General features: G+C 56.9%; 22 protein-coding genes, 2 tRNA genes and 2 other RNA genes. 14 read left to right on the plus strand and 12 right to left on the minus strand.

The window, feature by feature from the left end:
* Window positions 1–135: 135 nt before the first annotated feature.
* Window positions 136–543 carry a histone-like nucleoid-structuring protein H-NS gene (gene hns, locus EGY12_RS20035; RefSeq protein ID WP_004932170.1) on the plus strand — a complete coding sequence of 136 codons (408 nt, stop codon included), beginning with the start codon at window positions 136–138 and terminating at the stop codon, window positions 541–543.
* A 187-nt stretch (window positions 544–730) separates the two neighbouring features.
* Here hns and EGY12_RS20040 read toward each other — a convergent pair whose 3' ends face one another.
* The 5 genes from EGY12_RS20040 to rssA all read right to left on the minus strand — a co-directional run bounded on the left by EGY12_RS20040 (window position 731) and on the right by rssA (window position 6,288).
* Window positions 731–1,741 carry an NAD-dependent epimerase gene (locus EGY12_RS20040; protein ID WP_049198236.1) on the minus strand — a complete coding sequence of 337 codons (1,011 nt, stop codon included), beginning with the start codon at window positions 1,739–1,741 and terminating at the stop codon, window positions 731–733.
* A gap of 9 nt (window positions 1,742–1,750) precedes the next feature.
* Window positions 1,751–3,094 carry a UDP-glucose/GDP-mannose dehydrogenase family protein gene (locus tag EGY12_RS20045; RefSeq protein ID WP_049198237.1) on the minus strand — a complete coding sequence of 448 codons (1,344 nt, stop codon included), beginning with the start codon at window positions 3,092–3,094 and terminating at the stop codon, window positions 1,751–1,753.
* Between the two features lie 43 nt (window positions 3,095–3,137).
* Window positions 3,138–4,055 carry a UTP--glucose-1-phosphate uridylyltransferase GalU gene (galU, locus tag EGY12_RS20050; protein ID WP_049198238.1) on the minus strand — a complete coding sequence of 306 codons (918 nt, stop codon included), beginning with the start codon at window positions 4,053–4,055 and terminating at the stop codon, window positions 3,138–3,140.
* 213 nt (window positions 4,056–4,268) lie between these two features.
* Window positions 4,269–5,282: a two-component system response regulator RssB gene (gene rssB, locus EGY12_RS20055; RefSeq protein WP_123895131.1), complete on the minus strand. Its 1,014-nt coding sequence runs from the start codon at window positions 5,280–5,282 to the stop codon at window positions 4,269–4,271.
* Window positions 5,283–5,385: 103 nt separating this feature from the next.
* Window positions 5,386–6,288 carry a patatin-like phospholipase RssA gene (gene rssA, locus EGY12_RS20060; protein ID WP_123895132.1) on the minus strand — a complete coding sequence of 301 codons (903 nt, stop codon included), beginning with the start codon at window positions 6,286–6,288 and terminating at the stop codon, window positions 5,386–5,388.
* Window positions 6,289–6,406: 118 nt separating this feature from the next.
* Between rssA and EGY12_RS20065 the strand changes: the two genes are divergently transcribed.
* The 9 genes from EGY12_RS20065 (at window position 6,407) to EGY12_RS20105 (ending at window position 10,794) form a co-directional block, all read left to right on the plus strand.
* Window positions 6,407–6,871: a YchJ family protein gene (locus EGY12_RS20065; RefSeq protein WP_123895133.1), complete on the plus strand. Its 465-nt coding sequence runs from the start codon at window positions 6,407–6,409 to the stop codon at window positions 6,869–6,871.
* A gap of 68 nt (window positions 6,872–6,939) precedes the next feature.
* The gene (gene purU, locus EGY12_RS20070; protein ID WP_123895134.1) at window positions 6,940–7,788 is read left to right on the plus strand and encodes a formyltetrahydrofolate deformylase; all 849 of its coding nucleotides are present in this window, start codon (window positions 6,940–6,942) and stop codon (window positions 7,786–7,788) included.
* Between the two features lie 176 nt (window positions 7,789–7,964).
* Window positions 7,965–8,049 (plus strand) — tRNA-Tyr (locus EGY12_RS20075).
* 189 nt (window positions 8,050–8,238) lie between these two features.
* Window positions 8,239–8,323 (plus strand) — tRNA-Tyr (locus tag EGY12_RS20080).
* A gap of 47 nt (window positions 8,324–8,370) precedes the next feature.
* Window positions 8,371–8,498, plus strand: a non-coding RNA gene (locus EGY12_RS20085) — RtT sRNA.
* Window positions 8,499–8,545: 47 nt separating this feature from the next.
* A non-coding RNA gene (locus tag EGY12_RS20090) (RtT sRNA) lies at window positions 8,546–8,673 on the plus strand.
* Between the two features lie 194 nt (window positions 8,674–8,867).
* The gene (locus tag EGY12_RS20095) at window positions 8,868–9,440 is read left to right on the plus strand and encodes a TIGR00730 family Rossman fold protein (RefSeq protein WP_123895135.1); all 573 of its coding nucleotides are present in this window, start codon (window positions 8,868–8,870) and stop codon (window positions 9,438–9,440) included.
* A gap of 101 nt (window positions 9,441–9,541) precedes the next feature.
* The gene (gene xthA / locus EGY12_RS20100; RefSeq protein WP_123895136.1) at window positions 9,542–10,348 is read left to right on the plus strand and encodes an exodeoxyribonuclease III; all 807 of its coding nucleotides are present in this window, start codon (window positions 9,542–9,544) and stop codon (window positions 10,346–10,348) included.
* Between the two features lie 44 nt (window positions 10,349–10,392).
* Complete coding sequence (locus EGY12_RS20105; RefSeq protein WP_123895637.1) at window positions 10,393–10,794, plus strand: pyrimidine (deoxy)nucleoside triphosphate diphosphatase; 402 nt, start codon at window positions 10,393–10,395, stop codon at window positions 10,792–10,794.
* A gap of 21 nt (window positions 10,795–10,815) precedes the next feature.
* Here EGY12_RS20105 and EGY12_RS20110 read toward each other — a convergent pair whose 3' ends face one another.
* The 5 genes from EGY12_RS20110 to EGY12_RS20130 all read right to left on the minus strand — a co-directional run bounded on the left by EGY12_RS20110 (window position 10,816) and on the right by EGY12_RS20130 (window position 15,904).
* The gene (locus tag EGY12_RS20110) at window positions 10,816–11,112 is read right to left on the minus strand and encodes a YnjH family protein (protein WP_123895137.1); all 297 of its coding nucleotides are present in this window, start codon (window positions 11,110–11,112) and stop codon (window positions 10,816–10,818) included.
* Complete coding sequence (locus EGY12_RS20115) at window positions 11,109–13,034, minus strand: DNA topoisomerase III (protein WP_123895138.1); 1,926 nt, start codon at window positions 13,032–13,034, stop codon at window positions 11,109–11,111. Before EGY12_RS20115 ends, EGY12_RS20110 begins: the two co-directional genes overlap by 4 nt.
* Window positions 13,034–14,152, minus strand: coding sequence for a tRNA 2-selenouridine(34) synthase MnmH (mnmH, locus tag EGY12_RS20120; RefSeq protein WP_371415376.1), 1,119 nt, complete (start codon window positions 14,150–14,152; stop codon window positions 13,034–13,036). The genes EGY12_RS20115 and mnmH overlap by 1 nt, the downstream gene beginning before the upstream one ends.
* The gene (gene selD, locus EGY12_RS20125; RefSeq protein WP_123895140.1) at window positions 14,152–15,195 is read right to left on the minus strand and encodes a selenide, water dikinase SelD; all 1,044 of its coding nucleotides are present in this window, start codon (window positions 15,193–15,195) and stop codon (window positions 14,152–14,154) included. The genes mnmH and selD overlap by 1 nt, the downstream gene beginning before the upstream one ends.
* A gap of 157 nt (window positions 15,196–15,352) precedes the next feature.
* The gene (locus EGY12_RS20130; RefSeq protein WP_004932204.1) at window positions 15,353–15,904 is read right to left on the minus strand and encodes an NAD(P)H nitroreductase; all 552 of its coding nucleotides are present in this window, start codon (window positions 15,902–15,904) and stop codon (window positions 15,353–15,355) included.
* Window positions 15,905–16,064: 160 nt separating this feature from the next.
* Between EGY12_RS20130 and sppA the strand changes: the two genes are divergently transcribed.
* The 4 genes from sppA (at window position 16,065) to EGY12_RS20150 (ending at window position 21,196) form a co-directional block, all read left to right on the plus strand.
* Window positions 16,065–17,921, plus strand: a complete 1,857-nt coding sequence (gene sppA / locus EGY12_RS20135; protein ID WP_123895141.1) for a signal peptide peptidase SppA — start codon at window positions 16,065–16,067, stop codon at window positions 17,919–17,921.
* A gap of 93 nt (window positions 17,922–18,014) precedes the next feature.
* The gene (ansA, locus tag EGY12_RS20140) at window positions 18,015–19,031 is read left to right on the plus strand and encodes an asparaginase (RefSeq protein WP_047730911.1); all 1,017 of its coding nucleotides are present in this window, start codon (window positions 18,015–18,017) and stop codon (window positions 19,029–19,031) included.
* 22 nt (window positions 19,032–19,053) lie between these two features.
* The gene (gene pncA, locus EGY12_RS20145; protein WP_123895142.1) at window positions 19,054–19,686 is read left to right on the plus strand and encodes a bifunctional nicotinamidase/pyrazinamidase; all 633 of its coding nucleotides are present in this window, start codon (window positions 19,054–19,056) and stop codon (window positions 19,684–19,686) included.
* Between the two features lie 232 nt (window positions 19,687–19,918).
* Window positions 19,919–21,196, plus strand: coding sequence for a glycoside hydrolase family 18 protein (locus EGY12_RS20150; protein ID WP_123895143.1), 1,278 nt, complete (start codon window positions 19,919–19,921; stop codon window positions 21,194–21,196).
* A gap of 42 nt (window positions 21,197–21,238) precedes the next feature.
* On the opposite strand, the gene EGY12_RS20155 is transcribed toward EGY12_RS20150, so the two are convergent.
* Together EGY12_RS20155 and msrB are read right to left on the minus strand one after the other, a co-directional pair.
* On the minus strand, window positions 21,239–21,511 hold the full coding sequence (locus tag EGY12_RS20155; protein ID WP_004932218.1) for a YeaC family protein: 273 nt from the start codon (window positions 21,509–21,511) through the stop codon (window positions 21,239–21,241).
* Window positions 21,512–21,574: 63 nt separating this feature from the next.
* Window positions 21,575–21,988 carry a peptide-methionine (R)-S-oxide reductase MsrB gene (gene msrB / locus EGY12_RS20160; RefSeq protein WP_004932219.1) on the minus strand — a complete coding sequence of 138 codons (414 nt, stop codon included), beginning with the start codon at window positions 21,986–21,988 and terminating at the stop codon, window positions 21,575–21,577.
* Between the last annotated feature and the right edge of the window lie 18 nt (window positions 21,989–22,006).

Genomic DNA, 22,006 nt, shown 5'->3' on the forward strand with positions numbered 1-22,006 from the left:
AGTCGGACTGATCCGATTAAAGGTTTTTTTAAAGGTAAATTTGAGTATTCAAGTCAATTTGGCTATTGCAGAAAAGAAAAGAGCACTCTATTATTATCGAGACGCCCCCCACCAATATAATTTGAGACTAGGACAATGAGCGAAGCATTAAAGATTTTGAACAACATCCGCACTCTGCGCGCCCAGGCAAGAGAATGCACACTGGAAACGCTGGAAGAAATGCTCGAGAAACTGGAAGTTGTTGTGAACGAACGTCGCGAAGAAGACAGCCAGGCTCAAGCAGAAATCGAAGAACGCACTCGTAAACTGCAGCAATACCGCGAAATGCTGATTGCTGACGGTATCGACCCAAATGAACTGCTGCAAACTATGGCTGCCAACAAGGCTGCCGGTAAAGCAAAACGTGCAGCACGTCCTGCTAAATACCAATATAAAGACGAAAACGGCGAACTGAAAACCTGGACCGGCCAAGGCCGTACTCCTGCGGTGATTAAGAAAGCTATCGAAGAGCAAGGTAAATCTCTGGACGATTTCCTGCTGTAATAGCGATTCAATCCGTATCTGAAAGGCTCTCTGCGGGGGGCCTTTTCATTTTAAAGCTTTCAGACCTGACACAGCCATTCTCCTCGCCTTTTAGTAAATATCCTAATTCACTTTTCCTTCCGTGTATGGGATTCCAGTGAAAAAAAAGGGACCCTGGGGCCCCTGTATCGCATTAAATCACGTTCAATTATTGAACCTGATAGAATGCCTTATACCAGTCAACAAAGCGCTTCACGCCCTCTTCAACGCTGGTTTCCGGTTTAAAACCAATGTCACGATAAAGCTCTTCCGTATCCGCACTGGTATCCATCACATCACCTGGTTGCATCGGCAGCATATTCTTACGGGCCGTCACTCCCAATGCCTGCTCCAGCGCACGGATATATTCCATCAGCTTAACGGGGGTGTTATTGCCGATATTATAAACATGATACGGTGCAGAACTGGTCGCCGGCGATCCCTGCTCAACGGTCCATGATGGGTCCGCCTGCGGAATAACCGCCTGCAAGCGCACGATTGCTTCGGCGATATCATCGATGTAAGTAAAATCGCGGTGCATTTCACCGTGGTTATATACGTCGATGCTCTCCCCCGCCAATATGGCTTTGGTAAATTTGAATAACGCCATATCCGGACGCCCCCAAGGACCATAAACGGTAAAGAACCGCAGCCCGGTCGTCGGGAGACCGTATAAATGGGAGTAGCTGTGTGACATCAGCTCATTGGCTTTTTTCGTTGCCGCATACAGTGACACTGGGTGGTCGACAGAATCTTCAGTGGCAAACGGCAGCTTGCGATTCAGGCCATATACCGAACTGGAAGAAGCATAAAGCAAATGCTCAACTTTATTATGACGGCAGCCTTCCAGAACGTTTAAATGGCCGATCAGGTTAGCGTCCGCATAAGCCAACGGATTGACCAGCGAATAACGTACGCCGGCTTGAGCCCCCAAATGAATGACTCGCTGAAACTGATGCTCGGCAAACAATGCCGCCATACCTTCACGATCGGCCAAATCCAGCTTGATAAAGCGGAATCCTGGCTTATCCGCCAGCCTGTCTAGACGGGCCATTTTCAGGCCCACGTCATAATAGTCATTCAGGTTATCAATGCCGACAACCTGATGACCGGCGGTCAACAAACGCTCTGCAACGTGATAACCAATAAACCCTGCGGCGCCTGTAACCAGGAATTTCATGCTCACTCCTTAAATAACCGGCTTAATCGAAGCACCGCGGCCAATCGCGTAGTAGGTAAAGCCGCGATTTTCCAAACGCTCCGGATCGTACAGGTTACGTCCATCAAAGATCACCGGCTGCTTCAGTGCACTTTTGATCACATCGAAGTCCGGTGCACGGAAGTTCTGCCATTCGGTGCAGATCACCAAAGCATCGGCGCCGTGCAACGCAGCTTCCTTGGTTCCCATCAGCTTCAAATCGTCACGCTGACCATAGATGCGCTGAACTTCGTTCATTGCTTCCGGATCGTAAGCTTGAACAGTGGCGCCGGCAGCCCAGAGCTGCTCCATCAGCACGCGGCTGGACGCTTCACGCATGTCATCGGTATTCGGCTTGAACGCCAGGCCCCACAGCGCAAAGGTTTTCCCCTTCAGATCGCTGCCAAAGTAGTCGTTGATAAAGCTGTTCAGCTTGTCTTTCTGTTTGTAGTTGACCTGCTCTACCGCCTGCAGCAGTTTCGGTTGGTAACCGATCTGCTCCGCAGTACGGATCAGCGCCTGCACATCTTTCGGGAAGCAAGAACCGCCATAGCCGCAGCCAGGATAGATGAAGTGATAACCGATGCGGGAATCGGAACCGATGCCCTGGCGCACTTTCTCAATGTCAGCGCCCAACATTTCCGCCAGGTTGGACATTTCGTTCATAAAGCTGATTTTAGTCGCCAGCATGCAGTTGGCGGCATATTTGGTCAGCTCTGCGCTGCGGATATCCATCATGATCATGCGATCGTGATTGCGGTTAAACGGCTCGTACAGCTCGCGAATAGGTTCGATCACATCTTTATTATCGGTACCGATCACGATGCGCTCAGGGCGCATGCAGTCTGCTACTGCCGCACCTTCCTTCAGGAATTCCGGGTTGGATACCACGTCAAACTGCACGTTGCTGCCGCGCTTAGCCAGCGTTTCAGCCATCACCTGACGCACCTTGTCCGCCGTGCCGACCGGCACGGTAGACTTGTCGATCACCACTTTACGATCGGTCATGTGCTCGGCGATGGTGCGCGCAACCGCAGTGACATATTTCAGATCAGCGGAACCGTCTTCATCCGGCGGCGTACCGACGGCGATGAACTGGATATTCCCGTGCGCCACACCTGCCTTGGCATCGGTAGTGAAATGCAGACGGCCTGCTTCGTAGTTTTGCTGCACCAGCGGCGTCAGACCCGGTTCAAAAATCGGGATATTTCCTTTTTTCAGGTTTTCGACTTTTCGCTCATCGACGTCAATGCACATAACGTCGTGGCCAACTTCAGCCAGCACGGCGGCCTGTACCAGACCCACATAACCAATACCAAAAACTGTTACTTTCATGTGAAAATCCTAGTTTTTCAAATTAAGACGAAAGATCACTCAATTATTTCTTGTCAGCAGCAACAACCTGTTGCAGCCACTGAGAAAATTCTTTGCCCAGGCTGGCATGGCGCATGCCGTATTCCACAAATGCCTGCATGTAACCCAGTTTGTTGCCACAATCATGGCTTACGCCTTTCAGGTGATACGCTTCCACCGTTTCCTGTTGCATCAACATTTCGATGCTGTCGGTCAGCTGAATTTCGTCGCCTGCGCCTGGAGGCGTCTTCGCCAACAGCGGCCAAATATCTGCGGACAGCACGTAACGACCGACAATCGCCAGGTTGGAAGGCGCTTTATCCGGTGATGGCTTCTCGACCACGCTCACCATCGGTGCGCTTTCGCCCGGTTGCAGCTCGACACCCTGGCAATCGGCTACGCCGTAGTTTCCAACATCTTTATGCGGCACGGGTTCAACCATAATCTGGCTGACACCGGTGGTTTCGAAGCGCTGCAACATTTCGCGCAGGTTATCTTTTTTCGGATCGGCGCTGTATTCGTCGAGGATCACATCCGGAAGCACCACCGCAACCGGCTCATCGCCCACCATCGGGTAGGCGCACATGATAGCGTGCCCCAGGCCTTTGGCATTCCCCTGGCGGACTTGCATTACAGTGACGCCTTTCGGGCAGATCGACTGGACTTCATCCAGCAATTGGCGCTTGACGCGTTTTTCCAGCATCGCTTCCAGTTCGAAACTGGTATCAAAATGGTTTTCGATCGAGTTTTTGGAGGAGTGAGTGACCAGCACAATCTCGTTAATCCCTGCCGCAATGCATTCATTGACGACGTATTGGATCAGCGGTTTATCAACCAGCGGCAGCATTTCTTTTGGAATGGCTTTGGTGGCCGGTAACATCCGCGTACCCAAGCCTGCAACCGGGATCACGGCTTTTCTGACTTTGCGATTTACAGCAGGCATTATTTCCTCTCTTAAAGCTAAAGCGCTCATTTTATGAGCTTGGGCTCGATATAAAAAAACCTTCGGAGTATACCAGCTTATGCGCGCCGAGCATTAGTCAGAACACAAATAGAAAACATTTAGGACTATTACCCGTTCTGATAATCGGGAGAATAAATAGACGGTTTAATTGCCGATAAGTGAATAGCTTAAGATCTCGCCGCTCGTTGCCTGTTATTCAGCGCTGAGCATCAGTCGCAATCGGCCACCGCTTCCCCATACCTGACACTGCCAGGCGGTGCAACGTTGACTGATCTGATTCATGTAGGTGGCCCCCAGCGTCCCCAGCGGTACACCGTTGCTCAGCTGAATTTGATTGTCACCGGTATTGACGTTGGCATGCAGCCCGGCGGAAACCAGAATCAGGTTTTTATTTTCGGCGTGATAATATCCCAACAACAGAGGGAATTGGCCGTCTAATTTCCCTTGCCGCAATAATTGATTAACCTGCTTTAACAATGCCGACATTTGCGGCAGGCGATGTTGTTGATTAGCCAGATGGTCTTGCAGCAGTCCATTAAATAATGCGCGCAACAGCAACGCCGCCAATACGCCATTATCTCCGGCGCGCGTGACGTCCAGGCAATAGAACGCCAAGTCTTTTTCTGACAAGGCGGCGATATCCAGCACCAGACCAGGATTTTCGCCGGTGGTTAACTGCCGATAGTTGATCCGGCAATGCGCAATGGTCTGCTGTACCGGCGGTTGTAATTGTTTAAGCAGCTTGACGGCTTCGGAAGGATTTTTGCTCAGCGCATCCCAATCCTGAAACAGCTCAACCTCTTCAATCGCCTGGGAGGTGAACATATTGGGGTATAAACACGCCAGCAGCGCTTCACGCAGGCGATTGAGATCGGTCAGCGGTTTCAGCAGCACATCCTGCACGCCCAACCGCAGCACCTTGGCGATGTCAGCCATCTTGTCGGTGGCCGAGATCACCAGCACCGGGATCTGCACCCCTTGCAAACGCAGATGTTCAACGAATTCGATACCGCCCATTTCCGGCATCGCGAGGTCACATAGAATCAGATCCGGTTTGAAGTCATCGACGGCACTCAGCGCCTGTAAACCGTTGGTTGCCTCGCTGGTTTCAGCGCCCAGCGAGGTCAAATAACCGACCAGCACGGTACGAAAAACCTGTTCGTCCTCAACGATCAAGATGCGCTTGTGAGTGAGTGGTAATGCCATCAGCCGAGCCTCGTCCCTTTCCATAGTGTAATAGTGGCTCAAAAAGGTCACTTATGCTCGTCTGAAACAGACCGACCGCGCATTACCAACCGAGAACCGAGAATTATCTATTTTTTATCAACGGCAACAACCGATCCAGTTGTTTTTCCACCGCCAGTAATCCCGCCTCGATCGCTTCCTCGGCGCGGTGGAAATCCAGCGTCGAGATTTGTGGGCAAAAAGGTTGGATCAACACGTCCGGCGGGTCGCTCGCCATTCGGTTGCGCTTCAGGCGATTTTCCAGCATTTGAATCGAGGTGCCCATAATCTCCATCGCCGTCGGCGCCGTCGTCGGTTTACGCTGTCGCATCCTGCCGACGCGCTCTCTCAGACGCCCGCGCCAGGTGTCTGCAGGCGCATCGCCCGGGCTTTCTTCCTCGCCACGTACCGAGAACAGATCTTGCTGCATCAGGTGGGCGTCGTGCTGCAAATCGACTGCGATGACAATATCGGCCCCCATCGCCCGGCAAAGCGACACCGGCACCGGATTGACTACCGCGCCGTCCACCAGCCAATAGCCATCGGCCCACACCGGTGCCAAAAGGCCGGGCATGCTGCAAGACGCGCGCACCGCCTGATGAATATCGCCCTCGGTCAGCCACAGTTCGCGCCCGGTGCTGAGATTGGTCGTCACGGCGCCGAACTTCAACGCACATTCCGCAATGTCATTGATCTTCAACAACTGTCCGACGGCGTTAAACACCCGCTCACCGCGCAACAAGCCACCGCGCTGCCAGGAAAAATCCATCAGACGAATCACGTCCCAATAGCTGAACGACCGCACCCACTGCTCCATCGCCGGCAGGCGATGGCTGGCGAACGCCGCACCCACCAACGCACCGACAGAACAGCCGGCAACGATATCGGCCTCAATTCCCAGTTTCTTTAACGCATTGATCACGCCGATATGCGCCCAGCCTTTGGCCGAGCCTGCTCCCAGCGCCAGTCCGATCTTGATTTGCCGCATCGCACCATCCTCTCAGTGAAAGGTGTTCTCCGCTTTCAGGGTAGATTGTCACTAACGAATATTGTTAGGTAACATATGCGCTAAATTCATTTTCTGCCTCGTCTACTCAGGAGTTATTTTGCCCGAATCATGCCCATGCGGCAGCGGACTGGCGTATAACGCGTGCTGCGCCCCTTTTATCAACGGCAATCAGCCGGCACCGACGCCCGGTCAGCTGATGCGTTCACGCTTCACCGCCTACGTTAATCATAACGTCGACTATCTGATCGCCACCTGGCACCCCGACTGCGGCGCCGAAGCGTGGCGCAATGCGATCGTCGACAGCTTTAAAAATACCGAATGGCTGGGCCTGACGATCGTGGAAGAGAAAGCCGGTCATGAGCCGGACGAAGGCTTCGTCGAATTCGTCGCCCGTTTTACCGATGGCGAGAGCGGCGAACCGCAGGCGATGCATGAGCGCTCGCGCTTCCTTCGTTGCAATCAACGTTGGTATTATATCGACGGCACCAAACCCCAGCCGGGCAGAAATGCAATTTGTCCCTGTGGCTCAGGGAAAAAATATAAGAAGTGCTGCGGGCGTTAGCCGGCCGGTTCTTCACGTTTACGCCTGCGCAGACAGGCCGTTCAGTATCAGACAGGATCCTCAAACCCATGCCACACCAAAATGTACAACGGAAAGTGTTACGCACCATCTGCCCGGACGCCAAAGGGCTGATCGCCAAGATCACCAACATCTGTTACAAGCACGAACTCAATATCGTCCAGAATAATGAGTTCGTCGACCACCGTACCGGGCGTTTCTTCATGCGCACCGAACTGGAAGGCATTTTTAACGACAACACGCTGCTGGCCGATCTTGACAGTGCACTGCCGGAAGGTTCGCTGCGCGAGCTGCACAGTACCGGGCGTCGGCGCATCGTGGTGCTGGTCACCAAAGAGGCCCACTGCCTGGGCGATCTGTTGATGAAAAGCGCCTATGGCGGCCTCGACGTGGAGATCGCCGCCGTGATCGGCAACCACGACACGCTGCAATCACTGGTGGAGCGTTTCGATATTCCTTTCCATCTGGTAAGTCACGAAGGCTTGACGCGTGAACAACACGACCGCGAAATGACGACCAAGATCGATCAATATCAGCCGGATTATGTAGTGCTGGCCAAATATATGCGCGTGCTGACCCCAGCCTTCGTGCAGCACTATCCAAATCAGGTGATCAACATTCACCATTCGTTCCTGCCGGCGTTTATCGGCGCGCGCCCTTATCACCAAGCCTACGAGCGCGGGGTAAAAATCATCGGCGCCACCGCCCACTACGTTAACGATAACCTCGACGAAGGCCCAATCATCATGCAGGACGTGATCCATGTCGATCACACCTATTCCGCCGAGGATATGATGCGCGCCGGCCGCGACGTGGAGAAAAACGTGCTCAGCCGCGCGCTGTATCAGGTGCTGGCCCAGCGCGTCTTCGTCTATGGCAACCGCACCGTTATTCTGTAATCGCTCAATAAATCGGTGCATTTCGTTCAGGGATGCACCGCCAAGAATAAAAAAACGTCAAACGATTCATTTTCTGCATTTCAATGCTTTACACATCCGCTTCATTTGATATGATGCGCCCCGCTTACCGAGACAGCGCTCTCGCAAGCAAGGCCAGTTAAATAGCCATGTAATATGGTGGGGTTCCCGAGCGGCCAAAGGGAGCAGACTGTAAATCTGCCGTCACAGACTTCGAAGGTTCGAATCCTTCCCCCACCACCATCTTCTCTTTGTTGATGAATTTGAAGCGAAAGCTGAAATCTCATTAAACGCCGAGGGGGAGGATGAGAAGCTTCGACAAGGTTCGAGCCGAGCGTAGCGAGACAACGCGCTTTAGCGCGGTAATCCTTAGAAGCACACAACAGGAATTTAGCCCATTCCTTAAAAAATCAGTAAATCCATGAATACCATGGTGGGGTTCCCGAGCGGCCAAAGGGAGCAGACTGTAAATCTGCCGTCACAGACTTCGAAGGTTCGAATCCTTCCCCCACCACCATCCATCTATAGAAAATCCCAAACAAACTTAAAACACATCGCATCCATAATGCTCCTCATCGGGGAAGGATGAGAAGCTTCGACCAAGGTTCGAGTCTCACGCAGTGAGACAACGCGCTTCAGCGCGGCCCGCAGGGTGAGGCGCGCAGCGACGAATCATCCTTCCCCCACCACCATCCCTTTATAGAAAATCCCAAACAAACTTAAAACACATCGCATCCATAATTCTCCGCACCGGGGAAGGATGAGAAGCTTCGACCAAGGTTCGAGTCTCACGCAGTGAGACAACGCGCTTCAGCACGGCCCGCAGGGTGAGGCGCGCAGCGACGAATCATCCTTCCCCCACCACCATCTCTTGCAAAAACTCCCTAAACCGACTTAAAGCACATCACATCCAATGCTCTCGCATCAATAAAACTCAATTTATCTCCCTTATTCCCCACTTTCACCTTGATGTTTTATTTCCACCCGCCCAGCCGTAGCTTGAACTCCGGCCGACAATTCGCTATACCACTGGCTTCTTTAGTGCAGTAAGGAACAGGTGGATGCGAAACAATATTTGCGTTTTTTGTGGCGCCAGCGAAGGCGTCAATCCTGCTTATGCCGAGCATGCTCGTCAACTGGGGCAGTTGCTGGCCGCACAGGGGCGCCGTTTGATCTACGGCGGCGGCAAAAAAGGGTTGATGGGGATCGTGGCGGACGCCGTGTTAGCCTCGGGTGGTGAAGCTGTCGGCATTATCCCCGAGCGTCTGGTTGAAGCGGAAACCGCGCATCGCGGCCTGACCGAACTGGAAGTGGTGCCTGATATGCATACGCGCAAAGCCCGTATGGCCGCGCTGGCAGACAGCTTTATCGCCCTGCCCGGTGGCATCGGCACGCTGGAAGAGCTGTTTGAAATCTGGACCTGGGGGCAAATCGGCTATCATAACAAGCCGGTCGGCCTGTTGAACGTTAACGGGTTCTACCGCCCGTTGAGCCAATTCCTCGAACACGTCGCCGATCAGGGGTTTATGCGCCACGACTACCTCGGCACCCTGCACATCAGCGAATCATCGCAAACGCTGCTGCAACAATTTGACGACTATCAACCCAAAAATTACGACCGCTGGGCGAAATAAACCTGCTGCGCAGTCAGCGGTCCCGCCGCTGTCTGCGTTACATTTCCCGCCGAACTCTGCTACTATCACAACACATTTTTCTCGTGAAAACGGCACCGCTCATGAAGTTTGTCTCTTTTAATATCAATGGACTGCGCGCGCGTCCGCATCAGCTGGCGGCAATTATCGAACAGCACCAGCCCGACGTGATCGGTCTGCAGGAAACCAAAGTTCACGACGACATGTTCCCGCTGGAAGAAGTCAGCCAGCATGGCTATCACGTGTTCTATCACGGGCAAAAAGGCCATTACGGCGTGGCACTGCTGACCAAAGCGGAGCCTCTGGCCGTGCGCCGCGGCTTCCCGACCGATGAAGAAGACGCTCAGCGTCGCATCATCATGGCCGATCTGGCAACGCCACAGGGCACGCTGACGGTGATCAACGGCTACTTCCCACAAGGTGAAAGCCGCGACCACCCGATCAAATTCCCAGCTAAAACACGCTTTTATCAGGATCTGCAAAACTACCTGGAGCAGCAGCTGTCGGCGGAATCCCCGGTGTTGATCATGGGTGACATGAACATCAGCCCGAGTGATTATGACATCGGCATCGGCGAAGACAGCCGTAAACGCTGGTTGCGCACCGGCAAGTGTTCCTTCTTGCCGGAAGAGCGCGAATGGATGGACCGCCTGCTGAACTGGGGCCTGGTGGACACCTACCGCCACACCAACCCGGGGCGCAACGACGAATTCTCGTGGTTCGACTACCGCTCCAAAGGGTTCGACGACAACCGCGGCCTACGTATCGATCTGCTGCTGGCCAGCACCCCGCTGGCTTCACGCTGCATCGCCACCGGCATCGATTACCAAACCCGCGGTATGGAGAAACCTTCCGACCACGCGCCTGTCTGGGCAGAATTTACGCTGTAATCCCATCACCCCGGCGCTCGCCGGGGTTTTACTCTGTGAAGCCAATGAAAATTATCGACGTGGTAGCCGCTATTCTGGAACAGAACGGCCGCATTTTGCTGGCTCAGCGCGACGCAGGCAGCGATCAGGCCGGTCTGTGGGAGTTTCCCGGCGGCAAGGTTGAAGCCGGCGAGAGCCAACCAGAGGCGCTGAAGCGCGAACTGGATGAAGAATTGGGGATTTGCGCCCGTATCGACGACTATGTGAGCAGTAATCAGTGGCAGCAAGGCGAACGCATCATTCGGCTGCATGCCTGGCGCGTCGCGGATTTCACCGGTGAGTTGCAACAGCGCTGCCACTCGGCGCTGGTCTGGGTTACGCCGCAACAGGCGCAGAAATACGCCCTCGCGCCCGCCGACGTTCCACTGCTGGCAGACTATATCGCCGCGCAAGGCGATGCACGCTGAGCACGGCAATAGGTTACATCGTCACTTCTTCAAGCGCACCCAAACCAAGGGGTTGGTGCCGATAGTGTTAGGCTCACGCACGCACTGCAGCACTTCCCCTTCCACTTTAAGCACCGCGCCTTCGGAATAGTTTTGGTTCTGGTAGACGCAACAGCGGTTGCAGGGCTGTGCCGGCGGCGGGTTGACGCCGCTTTTGGCCGTGCCCCAAATCTCCGGCGAAACCGGTAACACCACGTCCACATCGCCGCGGTTGGCGGCGGCCAGGCCGGAAAACATCAGGGCAGCGGCAGCCAATACTCCACTGAATCCACGCTTCATTCACTCTTCTCCTGCGCCTTACCGGCGCTTTTCCTGCGTTTTTTGCCTCCGCTGGAGGGCGGCGGCGGCAATCCACGAAACGCCATGCTCGCCCGGCTCTGCTTGGCCTGATAAATCAGCTCCTGCAGCGTGCCGACCAACGGCTGCATAAAGTCCTGATAGCGGCAGGATTTCTCGCTGATTTGCGTCAGCGTGGCTTCCCAGTTGGCCGTCATATCAGGACGCGCAGCAAGATCAGGCAGCGAATGAATCAACGCGCGCCCGGTTTCGCTGGAGTGAATATAGCGTCCCTTCTTGTACAGAAACGCCCGCTTGAACAGCAATTCGATGATCCCCGCTCGCGTCGCTTCCGTTCCTAAACCATCGGTCGCCCGCAGGATTTTCTTTAACGCTTTATCTTGTACGAATCGCGCGATGCCGGTCATAGCCGACAGCAGACTGGCATCGGTAAACGGCCGCGGCGGCTGCGTCTGGCGCTCCACCACTTCACCGCGTTCGCACAATAGCTCATCATCTTTGGCCACTACCGGCAGCGGCGCGCCTTCGTTTTCCTCGTCGCGCTCCTTGCTGCCCAGCAGCGTGCGCCAGCCGGCTTCCGCCAGGAAACGCGCCTTAGCGACAAATTTGCCGCCGGCGATATCCAGCTCGATCACGCATTTGCGGAACACCGCATCCGGACAAAACTGCATCAGATACTGGCGCGCCACCAGCCCATACACGTTCCGTTCATCCTGCGTCAGATTCACCTTGCCGGCACGGGCGGTGGGGATGATGGCATGGTGCGCATCGACCTTTTTATCGTCCCAGCAGCGGTTGCGGCGATCGCTGTCGATCACCGGCTGCGGATACAGCTCGGGTTGGTGCACGCTGATGGCGTTCAGCACCGCGTGGCGGCCGGCAAAATGCTCTTCCGGCAGATAGCGGCAGTCGGAACGCGGATAGGTGATCAATTTGTGGGTTTCGTACAGCCGCTGGCAAACGTCCAGCACCTGTTGCGCGCTGAGGTTGTAGCGCCGGGCCGCCTCGATTTGCAGCGTGGAGAGCGAGAATGGCAACGGTGCGGTATCTGATTCCCGTTTATCATTATAGGCCGTGACCAGGGCCGGCTGGCCCTCGATGCGCTTGACCACGTGCTCAGCCAACGGCCGGTGCAGCAAACGCCCCTCTTCATCCTGATAAGGTTCGCAGGAGTCGCTGGGTTGCCACAGCGCCACGAAGCGTTCTTCTTTCGGCGTGACGATGTGCGCTTTGACCTCAAAGAAGTCTTTTGGCACGAAGTTTTCAATCTCTTCGTCGCGGCGCACCACCAATCCGAGCACTGGCGTCTGCACTCTGCCCACCGACAGCACGCCGTCGTAACCGGCGTTGCGGCCCAGCAGCGTATAAGCGCGGGTCATATTGATGCCGTACAGCCAGTCGGCGCGCGAACGCGCCAACGCAGACACACACAGCGGAATGAAATCACGGTTGTCGCGCAGGCGTTCGACCGCACGTTCTACCGCCTGCGGGTTGAGATCGTTGATCAAACAGCGGCGCACCTTCTGACGCTTCTCCGCCGTCAAATCCAGGTAGTCCAGCACCTCATCCACCAGCAGTTGCCCTTCGCGATCCGGGTCACCGGCGTGAACCACTTCATCGGCTTCGAGCAGCAACTTTTTAATGGCGTTGAGCTGTTTGCTGACCGAAGGCCGCGGCTGCAAGCGCCATTTTTCGGGAATAATCGGCAGATCCGCCAACGACCAGCGCGCATAGCGGCTGTCATAGGCGTCAGGCTGGGCCTGTTCCAACAGGTGACCGACGCACCAGGTCACCACGTCGTTGTTGCCGCAGGCGATATAGCCGTCGCCACGGCGGTGCGGCTTGGGCAAGACGTCGGCAATGGCGCGCGCCAAACTCGGTTTCTCGGCTATGAACAGTCGCATTAATCACCGTTTTTCTGGCTGAACGTCATCAAGAATTCTCTTACTTCTGCATAGTTCCCACGGAAAACAATCCGCTGGGCTTTCTTTTCCAACTGATAGCAATACATCGGATCGTAGTACTGCTGCAACAGGGGCGCCAACCATTCGCGGTGCGCGTCGCCCTGGCCGCTGAGGTGCTGCACCCGCAGCGCCGCCTCCAGCCGCTGCGTCAGCTGCTGGAAGCGCTCCAGGCCCAAACGGCGGCGGATGGCGAACAGACCGTGATGCAAATAGTCGTCGTACTGCCGCCAGCCTTCTTCCACGCCATAGGCCTGTTCAAACTGTTCGCGCATGCCGTCAATGTATTCGGCCTGCAGGCGCGCCAGGCGAATGTCGAACGGATCGTCGATCACCGCCACCGGCGCCTGCTGCATGCCGTTGAACAACGGCAGCGGCAGATTGTTGCTGCCGATGATCCGCCCTTCGTCCTCCAGCACCCAACGGCGGCTGCCACCATGCTGTTTTTTCAGCAATAACACAGCCAGACGATTCTCAAAATCTATCTGCGAGCTCTGGCCCGCCAGCGTTCGGCCAAAAGATGAACCGCGATGGCGCGCCGCGCCTTCCAGATCGACGCCGTCGGCCAATTCGTTGACCAGCAGCGTCTTGCCGCTGCCGGTATTGCCGCCCACCAGGACCATCGGTAATGCTGCGCTTTGCGTCAGTACACCGAGCAGATAATTACGCAGTGCCTTATAACCGCCAGTGATACGCGGGTAATCCACGCCGGCCTCATGCAGCCATTGCTGCACCAGCTGCGAGCGCAGCCCGCCGCGGAAGCAATAAATGTAGCCTTCGGGCCGCTCTGCGCAGGCTGCCAGCCAGGCGGCGGTGCGCTGCTCGCGCAGTTTGCCGTTCACCAGACTATGGCCGAGCGCGATCGCCGCTTGTTGACCATGCTGTTTATAGCAGGTACCGACCGCCTGCCGCTCGCTGTCGACCATCAGCGGCAAATTCACCGCCTGTGCGAAGGCGCCCTGCTGAAACTCGATCGGCGCGCGCACGTCAATCAGCGGCACGTCCTGCAAAAAAATGCGTTGATAATCGGCGCAGTCCGGTCTTCCTGGCATGCTGGACACTACACGACCTCGATTAGCGGCTTACCGGCTGATGCCACATGCAGCTCACCGATGGCCTCAAGCGTGATACCGTGCTGCGCGGCAATCGCCAGCACCTGCGCTTCCGACTCAGGCAATACTGCCAACAGCAAGCCACCGGAAGTTTGCGGATCGCACAGCAGTTGGCGCTGCAAATCGCTCATCTCGCCCACCAGATGGCCATAGCTGTCGAAGTTACGCCCGGTGCCGCCTGGCACGCAGCCTTCGGCAATATACGCCTCGACATCCGGCAGTTTCGGCACCCGATCAAACCAGACCGTCGCCTGCAGACCTGAGCCCTGGCATACTTCGCTCAGATGGCCCAGCAGGCCAAAGCCGGTGATATCGGTCATCGCCGTGACGCCCGCTACCTCGGCAAAGTCGGCGCCCGGCTTGTTCAGGCGGCACATCACTTCCGTCGCCAGGCCCTGATGCTCAGGGCGCAGCTTGCTTTGCTTCTCGGCGGTCGTCAGCACACCGATGCCCAGCGGTTTGGTCAGATAGAGTTTCGCCCCGGCCTGTGCGGCACTGTTTTTCTTCACCCGTTCGGTATTGACTATGCCGGTGACCGCCAGGCCGAAAATAGGCTCCGGCGCATCGATGGAATGGCCACCTGCCAGCGCGATTCCCGCCTGCTGGCAGGCGAAACGCCCACCGTCGATCACCTGCTGTGCCACCTCTGGCGGCAGTTTGGCGATCGGCCAGCCGAGAATGGCGATCGCCATGACCGGTTTGCCGCCCATGGCGTACACGTCGCTGATGGCGTTGGCGGCCGCAATGCGGCCGAAATCGAACGGATCGTCGACGATCGGCATGAAGAAGTCGGTGGTGCTGATGATGCCGACGCCGTTGCCGATGTCGTACACCGCTGCGTCGTCACGGGTTTCATTACCGACCAGCAGGCGCGGATCGACGAACTTTTCCCGCTCGCTGTGCAAGATGGTTTCGAGAACTTTCGGTGAGATTTTGCAGCCGCAGCCAGCGCCATGGCTGTACTGGGTTAAACGGATCGCTGGCGATGTCATAGTCCACTCCCTTCGGTAACGGCACTCAAGATAACATAGGGTAGCGCTTGCCGAGGGGATTGATAAGAGCGCGCCGCCGATAAGCGAACGGCCTGCTCAGAAACCATGCGATTTTGCGGGGTTTGGCGCATTTTCGCCGCGCCCCGTTGGAGCAAACTCAGAAATAGCTGACGAAAGGCGTGCTGTCCGGCGGTGTCACCTTGGTGGCGGCCTTCAACTGCGGCGTGCCCAGATAGAGGAAGCCGACGATCTCGTCCTGCTCGCGGCAGCCGAAGGCTTCGCGCACCAACGCATGTTCGGTCCAGGCGCCGGTGCGCCAGATGCCGTTAAAGCCCTGCGCCAGCGCCGCCATCTGCATCGCCTGCACCGCGCAACCGGCGGAAACCACCTGCTCCCAGCGCGGCACCTTGGTCTCTTCAGTACAATGGGCGATGACGGTGATGATCAGCGGTGCGCGGAACGGTGCCTTGGTGGCCTTTTCGATCGCCGCTTCGTCCAGTTGATCCTGCTTCGCCGCCGCCTGCAGCAGCTGGCTGAAGCGCTCCAGGCCCTGATTTTCGATCATCACGAAACGCCACGGCTGCAGCGCACCGTGATCGGGCGCACGCAGACCCGCGTTGATGATATTTTGGCGCACTTCCCCCGCCGGCGCCGGTTCCGCCAGGCGCGAAGCCGAGCGGCGATTCAATAAAAGATCCAGAGCATCCATCGTAAACTCCTGATAACAATTTTCATTCCGGCCACGTTAACATAGCTAAACGACGAGTTACAGCCTCGGCGATAGCGTCTGCGTGCCACGATTTAAAGCTGACATTTACCCGGCCGCTCATTAGGATAGCGGAACATTCTCGACTCTTGTTGGAGAGCACATGCGCACATTGTGGCAAATTATTGCCGGCATTTTCCGGTGGACATGGCGTCTGCTGAATTTTATCAGGGAACTGATCCTTAACCTGTTCCTGGTATTGCTGATCCTGGTTGGGGTCGGCATCTATCTGTCCTTCCAAAGTTCCTCCACCTCGACGGCCCCGGCACGCGGCGCGCTGCTGGTCGACTTAAGCGGCGTGGTGGTCGATCAGCCTTCGGTAAACAACCGGGTACGGCAATGGGGCCGCGAGCTGTTGGGTGCCTCCAGCAGCCGCCTGCAGGAAAACTCGCTGTTCGACGTGGTGGACAGCATCCGCAAAGCCAAAGACGACAAAAACATTACCGGCATGGTGTTGCAGCTGAATGACTTCGCCGGTGCCGATCAGCCGTCGCTGCGTTATATCGGCAAGGCGCTGCGCGAATTCCGCGACAGCGGCAAGCCAATCTTCGCCATCGGCGACAGCTACAATCAGACGCAATATTTCCTGGCCAGCTACGCCAACAAAATCTACCTGTCGCCTCAGGGCGCGGTCGATCTGCACGGTTTCGCCACCAACAATCTTTACTACAAATCGTTGTTGGACATGCTTAAGGTCACTACCAATATCTTCCGTGTCGGCACCTATAAATCGGCGGTCGAGCCGCTGATCCGCGATGATATGTCCCCAGCGGCGCGCGAAGCGGACAGCCGCTGGATCGGCGGTCTGTGGCAGAACTATCTGGAGACCGTGGCGGCCAACCGTCAGCTGACGCCGCAGCAGCTGTTCCCGGGCGCCGCCGGCGTGCTGAGCGGCCTGCAGGCGGCCGGTGGCGACACCGCCCGCTATGCGCTGGACAATAAGCTGGTAGATGAGCTGGCGTCGCGCACCGCGATCGAGAATCAGCTGGTCAAGGCCTTCGGCTGGGATAAGCAGGCGAACGATTTCAACGCCACCAGCATCTACGACTACCAACCGAAGCCCGATGCCAACCAAGGCGGCAAGATCGCCGTGGTGTTCGCCAACGGCGCCATCATGGACGGCCCGCAGACGCCGGGCAACGTCGGTGGCGATACCACCGCCGCCGAGCTGCGTCAGGCACGTCTGGATCCGGCCATCAAGGCCGTGGTGTTCCGCGTCAACAGCCCGGGCGGCAGCGTCAGCGCGTCCGAAGTGATCCGCTCCGAACTGGCCGCCGTGCGCGCCGCCGGCAAACCGGTGGTCGTGTCGATGGGCGGCATGGCCGCATCAGGCGGCTACTGGGTTTCGACGCCGGCCGACTACATCATCGCCAGCCCGAGCACCCTGACCGGTTCCATCGGCATTTTCGGCATAATCAACACCTATGAGAAAACCCTGGATACGCTGGGCGTGCACACCGACGGCGTGGCGACCTCACCGCTGGCCGACATTGCGGTCACCAAGGCGTTGCCGCAGGAGTTCTCGCAGATGATGCAGTTGAACATCGAAAACGGGTATAAGAACTTCCTCGAGTTGGTCGCCAAATCACGCAAGATGACCCCGCAACAGGTCGATCAAATCGCCCAAGGCCACGTCTGGCTCGGCAGTGACGCCAAGGCTAACGGCCTGGTCGATCAGTTGGGCGATTTCGACGACGCGGTGAAGAAAGCCGCCGAGCTGGCCAAGCTGCAGCAGTGGCAGCTCGACTGGTTCGTCGATACCCCAAGCCTGAGCGATATGGTGCTCAGCCAGTTCGGCGTTTCCATTCACGCCCTGCTGCCGGCGGCGATTCAGGCCATGTTGCCCGCTCCACTGGTCTCGGTCGCCAATGCGGTGAAAGAACAGCCGGGCTTGTTCAATAACCTGAACGATCCGCAGAACCGTTATGCGATCTGCCTCACCTGCGGAGAAGTCCGCTAACAAATAATTCTGCAGCCCGGCCTCCGCCGGGCTTTTTTTCTGCCGCCATACCCCTATAATTCAGCCCATCTTATCTTTGTTAAAATCATGACCATGCAAAAGAAATCCATTTACGTCGCCTACACCGGCGGCACCATCGGCATGCAGCGCTCCGATCACGGCTACATCCCGGTTTCCGGTCACCTGCAGCGCCAGCTGGCGCTGATGCCTGAATTCCATCGCCCGGAGATGCCCGATTTCACCATTCATGAATACGCACCACTGATCGACTCTTCGGACATGACGCCGGAAGACTGGCAGCACATCGCCGACGACATCAAGCAGAACTACGATCGCTACGACGGCTTCGTAATCCTGCACGGCACCGACACTATGGCGTTCACCGCGTCGGCGCTCTCCTTCATGCTGGAAAACCTGGCTAAACCGGTGATCGTCACCGGCTCGCAAATTCCGCTGGCGGAGCTGCGTTCCGATGGCCAGACTAACCTGCTCAACGCGCTGTATTTGGCGGCCAACCATCCGGTGAACGAAGTCAGCCTGTTCTTCAACAACAAGCTGTTCCGCGGCAACCGCACCACCAAAGCGCACGCCGACGGCTTCGACGCTTTCGCCTCTCCGAATCTGCCGCCGCTGCTGGAAGCCGGTATTCACATTCGTCGCCAGCACGGCATCGACAGCCCGGCTTGCAACGGCGCACTGCGGGTGCACGACATCACGCCACAGCCGATCGGCGTAGTCACCATCTACCCGGGCATTTCCGGCGCGGTAGTGCGTAATTTCCTGCTGCAGCCGGTCAAAGCGCTGATTCTACGCTCCTACGGCGTCGGCAACGCACCGCAAAAGGCCGAGTTGATCGACGAGTTGCGTGCGGCCTCCGAACGCGGCATCGTGGTGGTCAACCTGACGCAATGTATCTCCGGGCGCGTCAATATGGAAGGCTACGCCACCGGCAACGCGCTGGCGCACGCCGGGGTGATCAGCGGTTTCGACATGACGGTGGAAGCCGCCCTGACCAAATTGCACTATCTGTTGAGCCAGCCGCTGACGCCGGAACAAATCCGCGCCCTGATGCAGCAGGACCTGCGCGGTGAACTGAGTATCAACGGTTAACCTACTGACCTCTGGAGTAGCGATGAAAACGGCCCTGTTGTTGATCGATCTGCAAAATGATTTCTGCCCCGGCGGCGCGCTGGCGGTCACGGCAGGCGACGCCGTCATCCCGGTCGCCAATCAGGCGATCGCCGCCAGTCTGGCGCGGGGCGAGCCGGTAGTCGCCAGCCAGGACTGGCACCCCGCCAATCATCGCAGCTTTGCGGTGAACTCCCATACGCAGGTCGGTACCCTCGGCGAGCTGGAAGGTCTACCGCAGGTGTGGTGGCCGGTGCACTGCGTGCAAGAGAGCCACGGCGCCGATTTTCACCCTCAGCTGCAACGGCAACACATCAATGCCGTCTTTCGCAAAGGCCAGGATACGGATATCGACAGCTACAGCGCGTTTTTCGATAACGGCCACCGGGCTCAGACCGAGCTGCACAACTGGCTGCAATCACAAGGCGTCCAGCGGCTGGCAATCATGGGCCTGGCGACCGACTACTGCGTGAAGTTCAGCGTGCTGGATGCGCTGGCTGCCGGCTATCCAACGCAAGTGATCGTCGACGGCTGCCGCGGCGTTAATCTGCAGCCGGACGACAGCGAGCGGGCGCTGCAGGGCATGGCGCGCGCAGGCGCACAACTGGTTACCCTGTCACAATTTCTCGCCAACTAAATCCTCTCGGGTGCCACCGGCGCCCTCTCTGCGCGGCGGCGAAAATATCGACGCCGCTCACAATACCGCCCTTCTTCTTCCCCAACGGCTTGTGACCGACAGGCGCTTTTGCTGTTATGGCTGCGACGCTTTTGGCGTCAACCGGTTATACGCATCCGGGGCCCGCTGAGCCCGGCTTTATTGTAACCGCCTCTGGCGGTGCGGTCGGCCTTGCCGGCCCAAGGAGACAGACATGAAAATAACCCGAAAACTGCTGCCTTTGCTGGCGGCGGTGCAGTTGGCTATGGCCGGCGCAAGCACGGCCCAGGCGGCGTATCTCTCCGTCGGTTACTTCAACGGCGGCGGCGACGTCACCGCCGGTCCCGGTGGCGACATCGACAAGCTGGACGTCACGCAAATCACCCACCTCAACTATTCTTTTGGCCTGATCTACAACGACGAGAAAGACGAAATCAATGCGGCGCTGAAAGACCCCGCTCGCCGCCACCAGATCTACCTGTCGCCGAAGGTAATGGCCGATCTGGAACGGCTGCCGACGCTGCGCAAGCAGAACCCCGAGCTGAAAGTGCTTCTGTCGGTCGGCGGCTGGGGCGCACAGGGCTTCTCCGCCGCTGCGGCAACTGCGGAAAACCGGGCGATATTCATCCGCTCCGCGCTGCAGGTGATCGCACAGTATCAACTGGATGGCATCGATCTGGACTGGGAATATCCGGTGAACGGCGCCTGGGGGCTGGTGGAAAGCCAACCGGCAGACCGCGACAACTTCACCCTGCTGCTGAAAGAGCTTCACCAGGCGCTGGGTAAAGGCAAGCTGTTAACTATCGCCGTCGGGGCCAACGTCAAAAGCCCGCAGGAATGGGTCGATGTGAAAAGCATTGCCCCTTACCTCGACTACATCAATCTGATGACCTACGACATGGCTTACGGCACGCAGTATTTCAATGCCAACCTGTACGATTCAAAGCGTTGGCCAACCGTGGCGGCCGCCGACCGTTACAGCGCCGATTTCGTGGTAAAGAATTATCTGGCTGCCGGACTGAAACCGGCGCAAATGAATCTGGGCATCGGTTTCTACGGTCGGGTGCCGAAGCGGGCGACCGAGGCGGGCATCGACTGGGACAAGCCGGACGCCGCCAAACATCCGGTGACGCAGCCTTATTTCAGTGCGCGCGAAATCGCCCAGTTCAACGCGCTGGGGCTGGATCTCGGCAAAGACACCTACTTCAAATACCACGATATCGTCAGCAAATTGCTCAACGATCCGCAGCATCGTTTTCACGAACACTGGGATGACGACGCCAAGGTACCTTACCTGACGCTGCAATCCGCCGAAGGCAAACCCCTGTTCGCCATCTCCTACGAGAACCCGCGTTCGGTGGCCATCAAAGCCGAGTACATCAAAAGCCAGGGATTGGGCGGTGCGATGTTCTGGGAATACGGCGCGGACGACAACAACCGGCTGGCGCAGCAGCTGGCAGAATCGCTAGGGATTAAGGGCGAGAAACGGTAAATCGAGGGGGCGATGGCGATATCGCCCCGCTTTAAGGCAGCCTTACTGCGGCTTGAGTTTCACCAACGGCTCGGCGACGAACTGCTGCTTCAGCTCTTGCTTGCTCTTCATCACGATCTGCCCGTCGGTGCCGATGCTCATATGCTGCGGATCGACGTTGTTCATCGACTGCCACAGCATCACTGCCTGCAGGCTGTTTTCTTTCTGCTCCGGCGTCAGCGCCACGCCGTCCGGCCATTTGCCCAGCTCAACCGCCTGCACCAGGCGCTGGTATATCTCGGGCGTCATCGCCGCAATCAGATCTTTCACGTCCATCAGAGCCCTTCTCGCTTACGGATGAATAATTAGCTGAATCGATTTTGTCGGTTAAATTACCACTTAACCGGCCGTTTGGTCGCCATTTTCGCCATCGGTGAAACTCAGTGAGGCGGAGTTGACACAATAGCGGTCGCCGGTCGGTTGCGGGCCATCGGGGAAAACGTGCCCCAGGTGCGCATCACAGTGGCCGCAGCGGATTTCAACACGATGCATATTATGTGAATTATCATCGAGATAACGGATTGCATCGGCGGAAACCGGCTCATAAAAGCTCGGCCAGCCGCAGCCAGAATCATACTTGGTTTCGGAATAGAACAGCGGCTGGTTACAGCACAGACAATGGTACACGCCCTCGCGCTTGTTGTGCAGCAATTTGCCGCTGAACGGCGCTTCGGTGCCACGCTGTTGTGTCACATAACGTTGGATTTCATTCAGTTCCGTGACCGGATGACCGGGGGTTGTCTCTTTAGCCATTTGTGCTTATCTCTGAAT

The sequence above is a fragment of the Serratia sp. FDAARGOS_506 genome (assembly GCF_003812745.1).
Taxonomy (GTDB): Bacteria; Pseudomonadota; Gammaproteobacteria; order Enterobacterales; family Enterobacteriaceae; genus Serratia.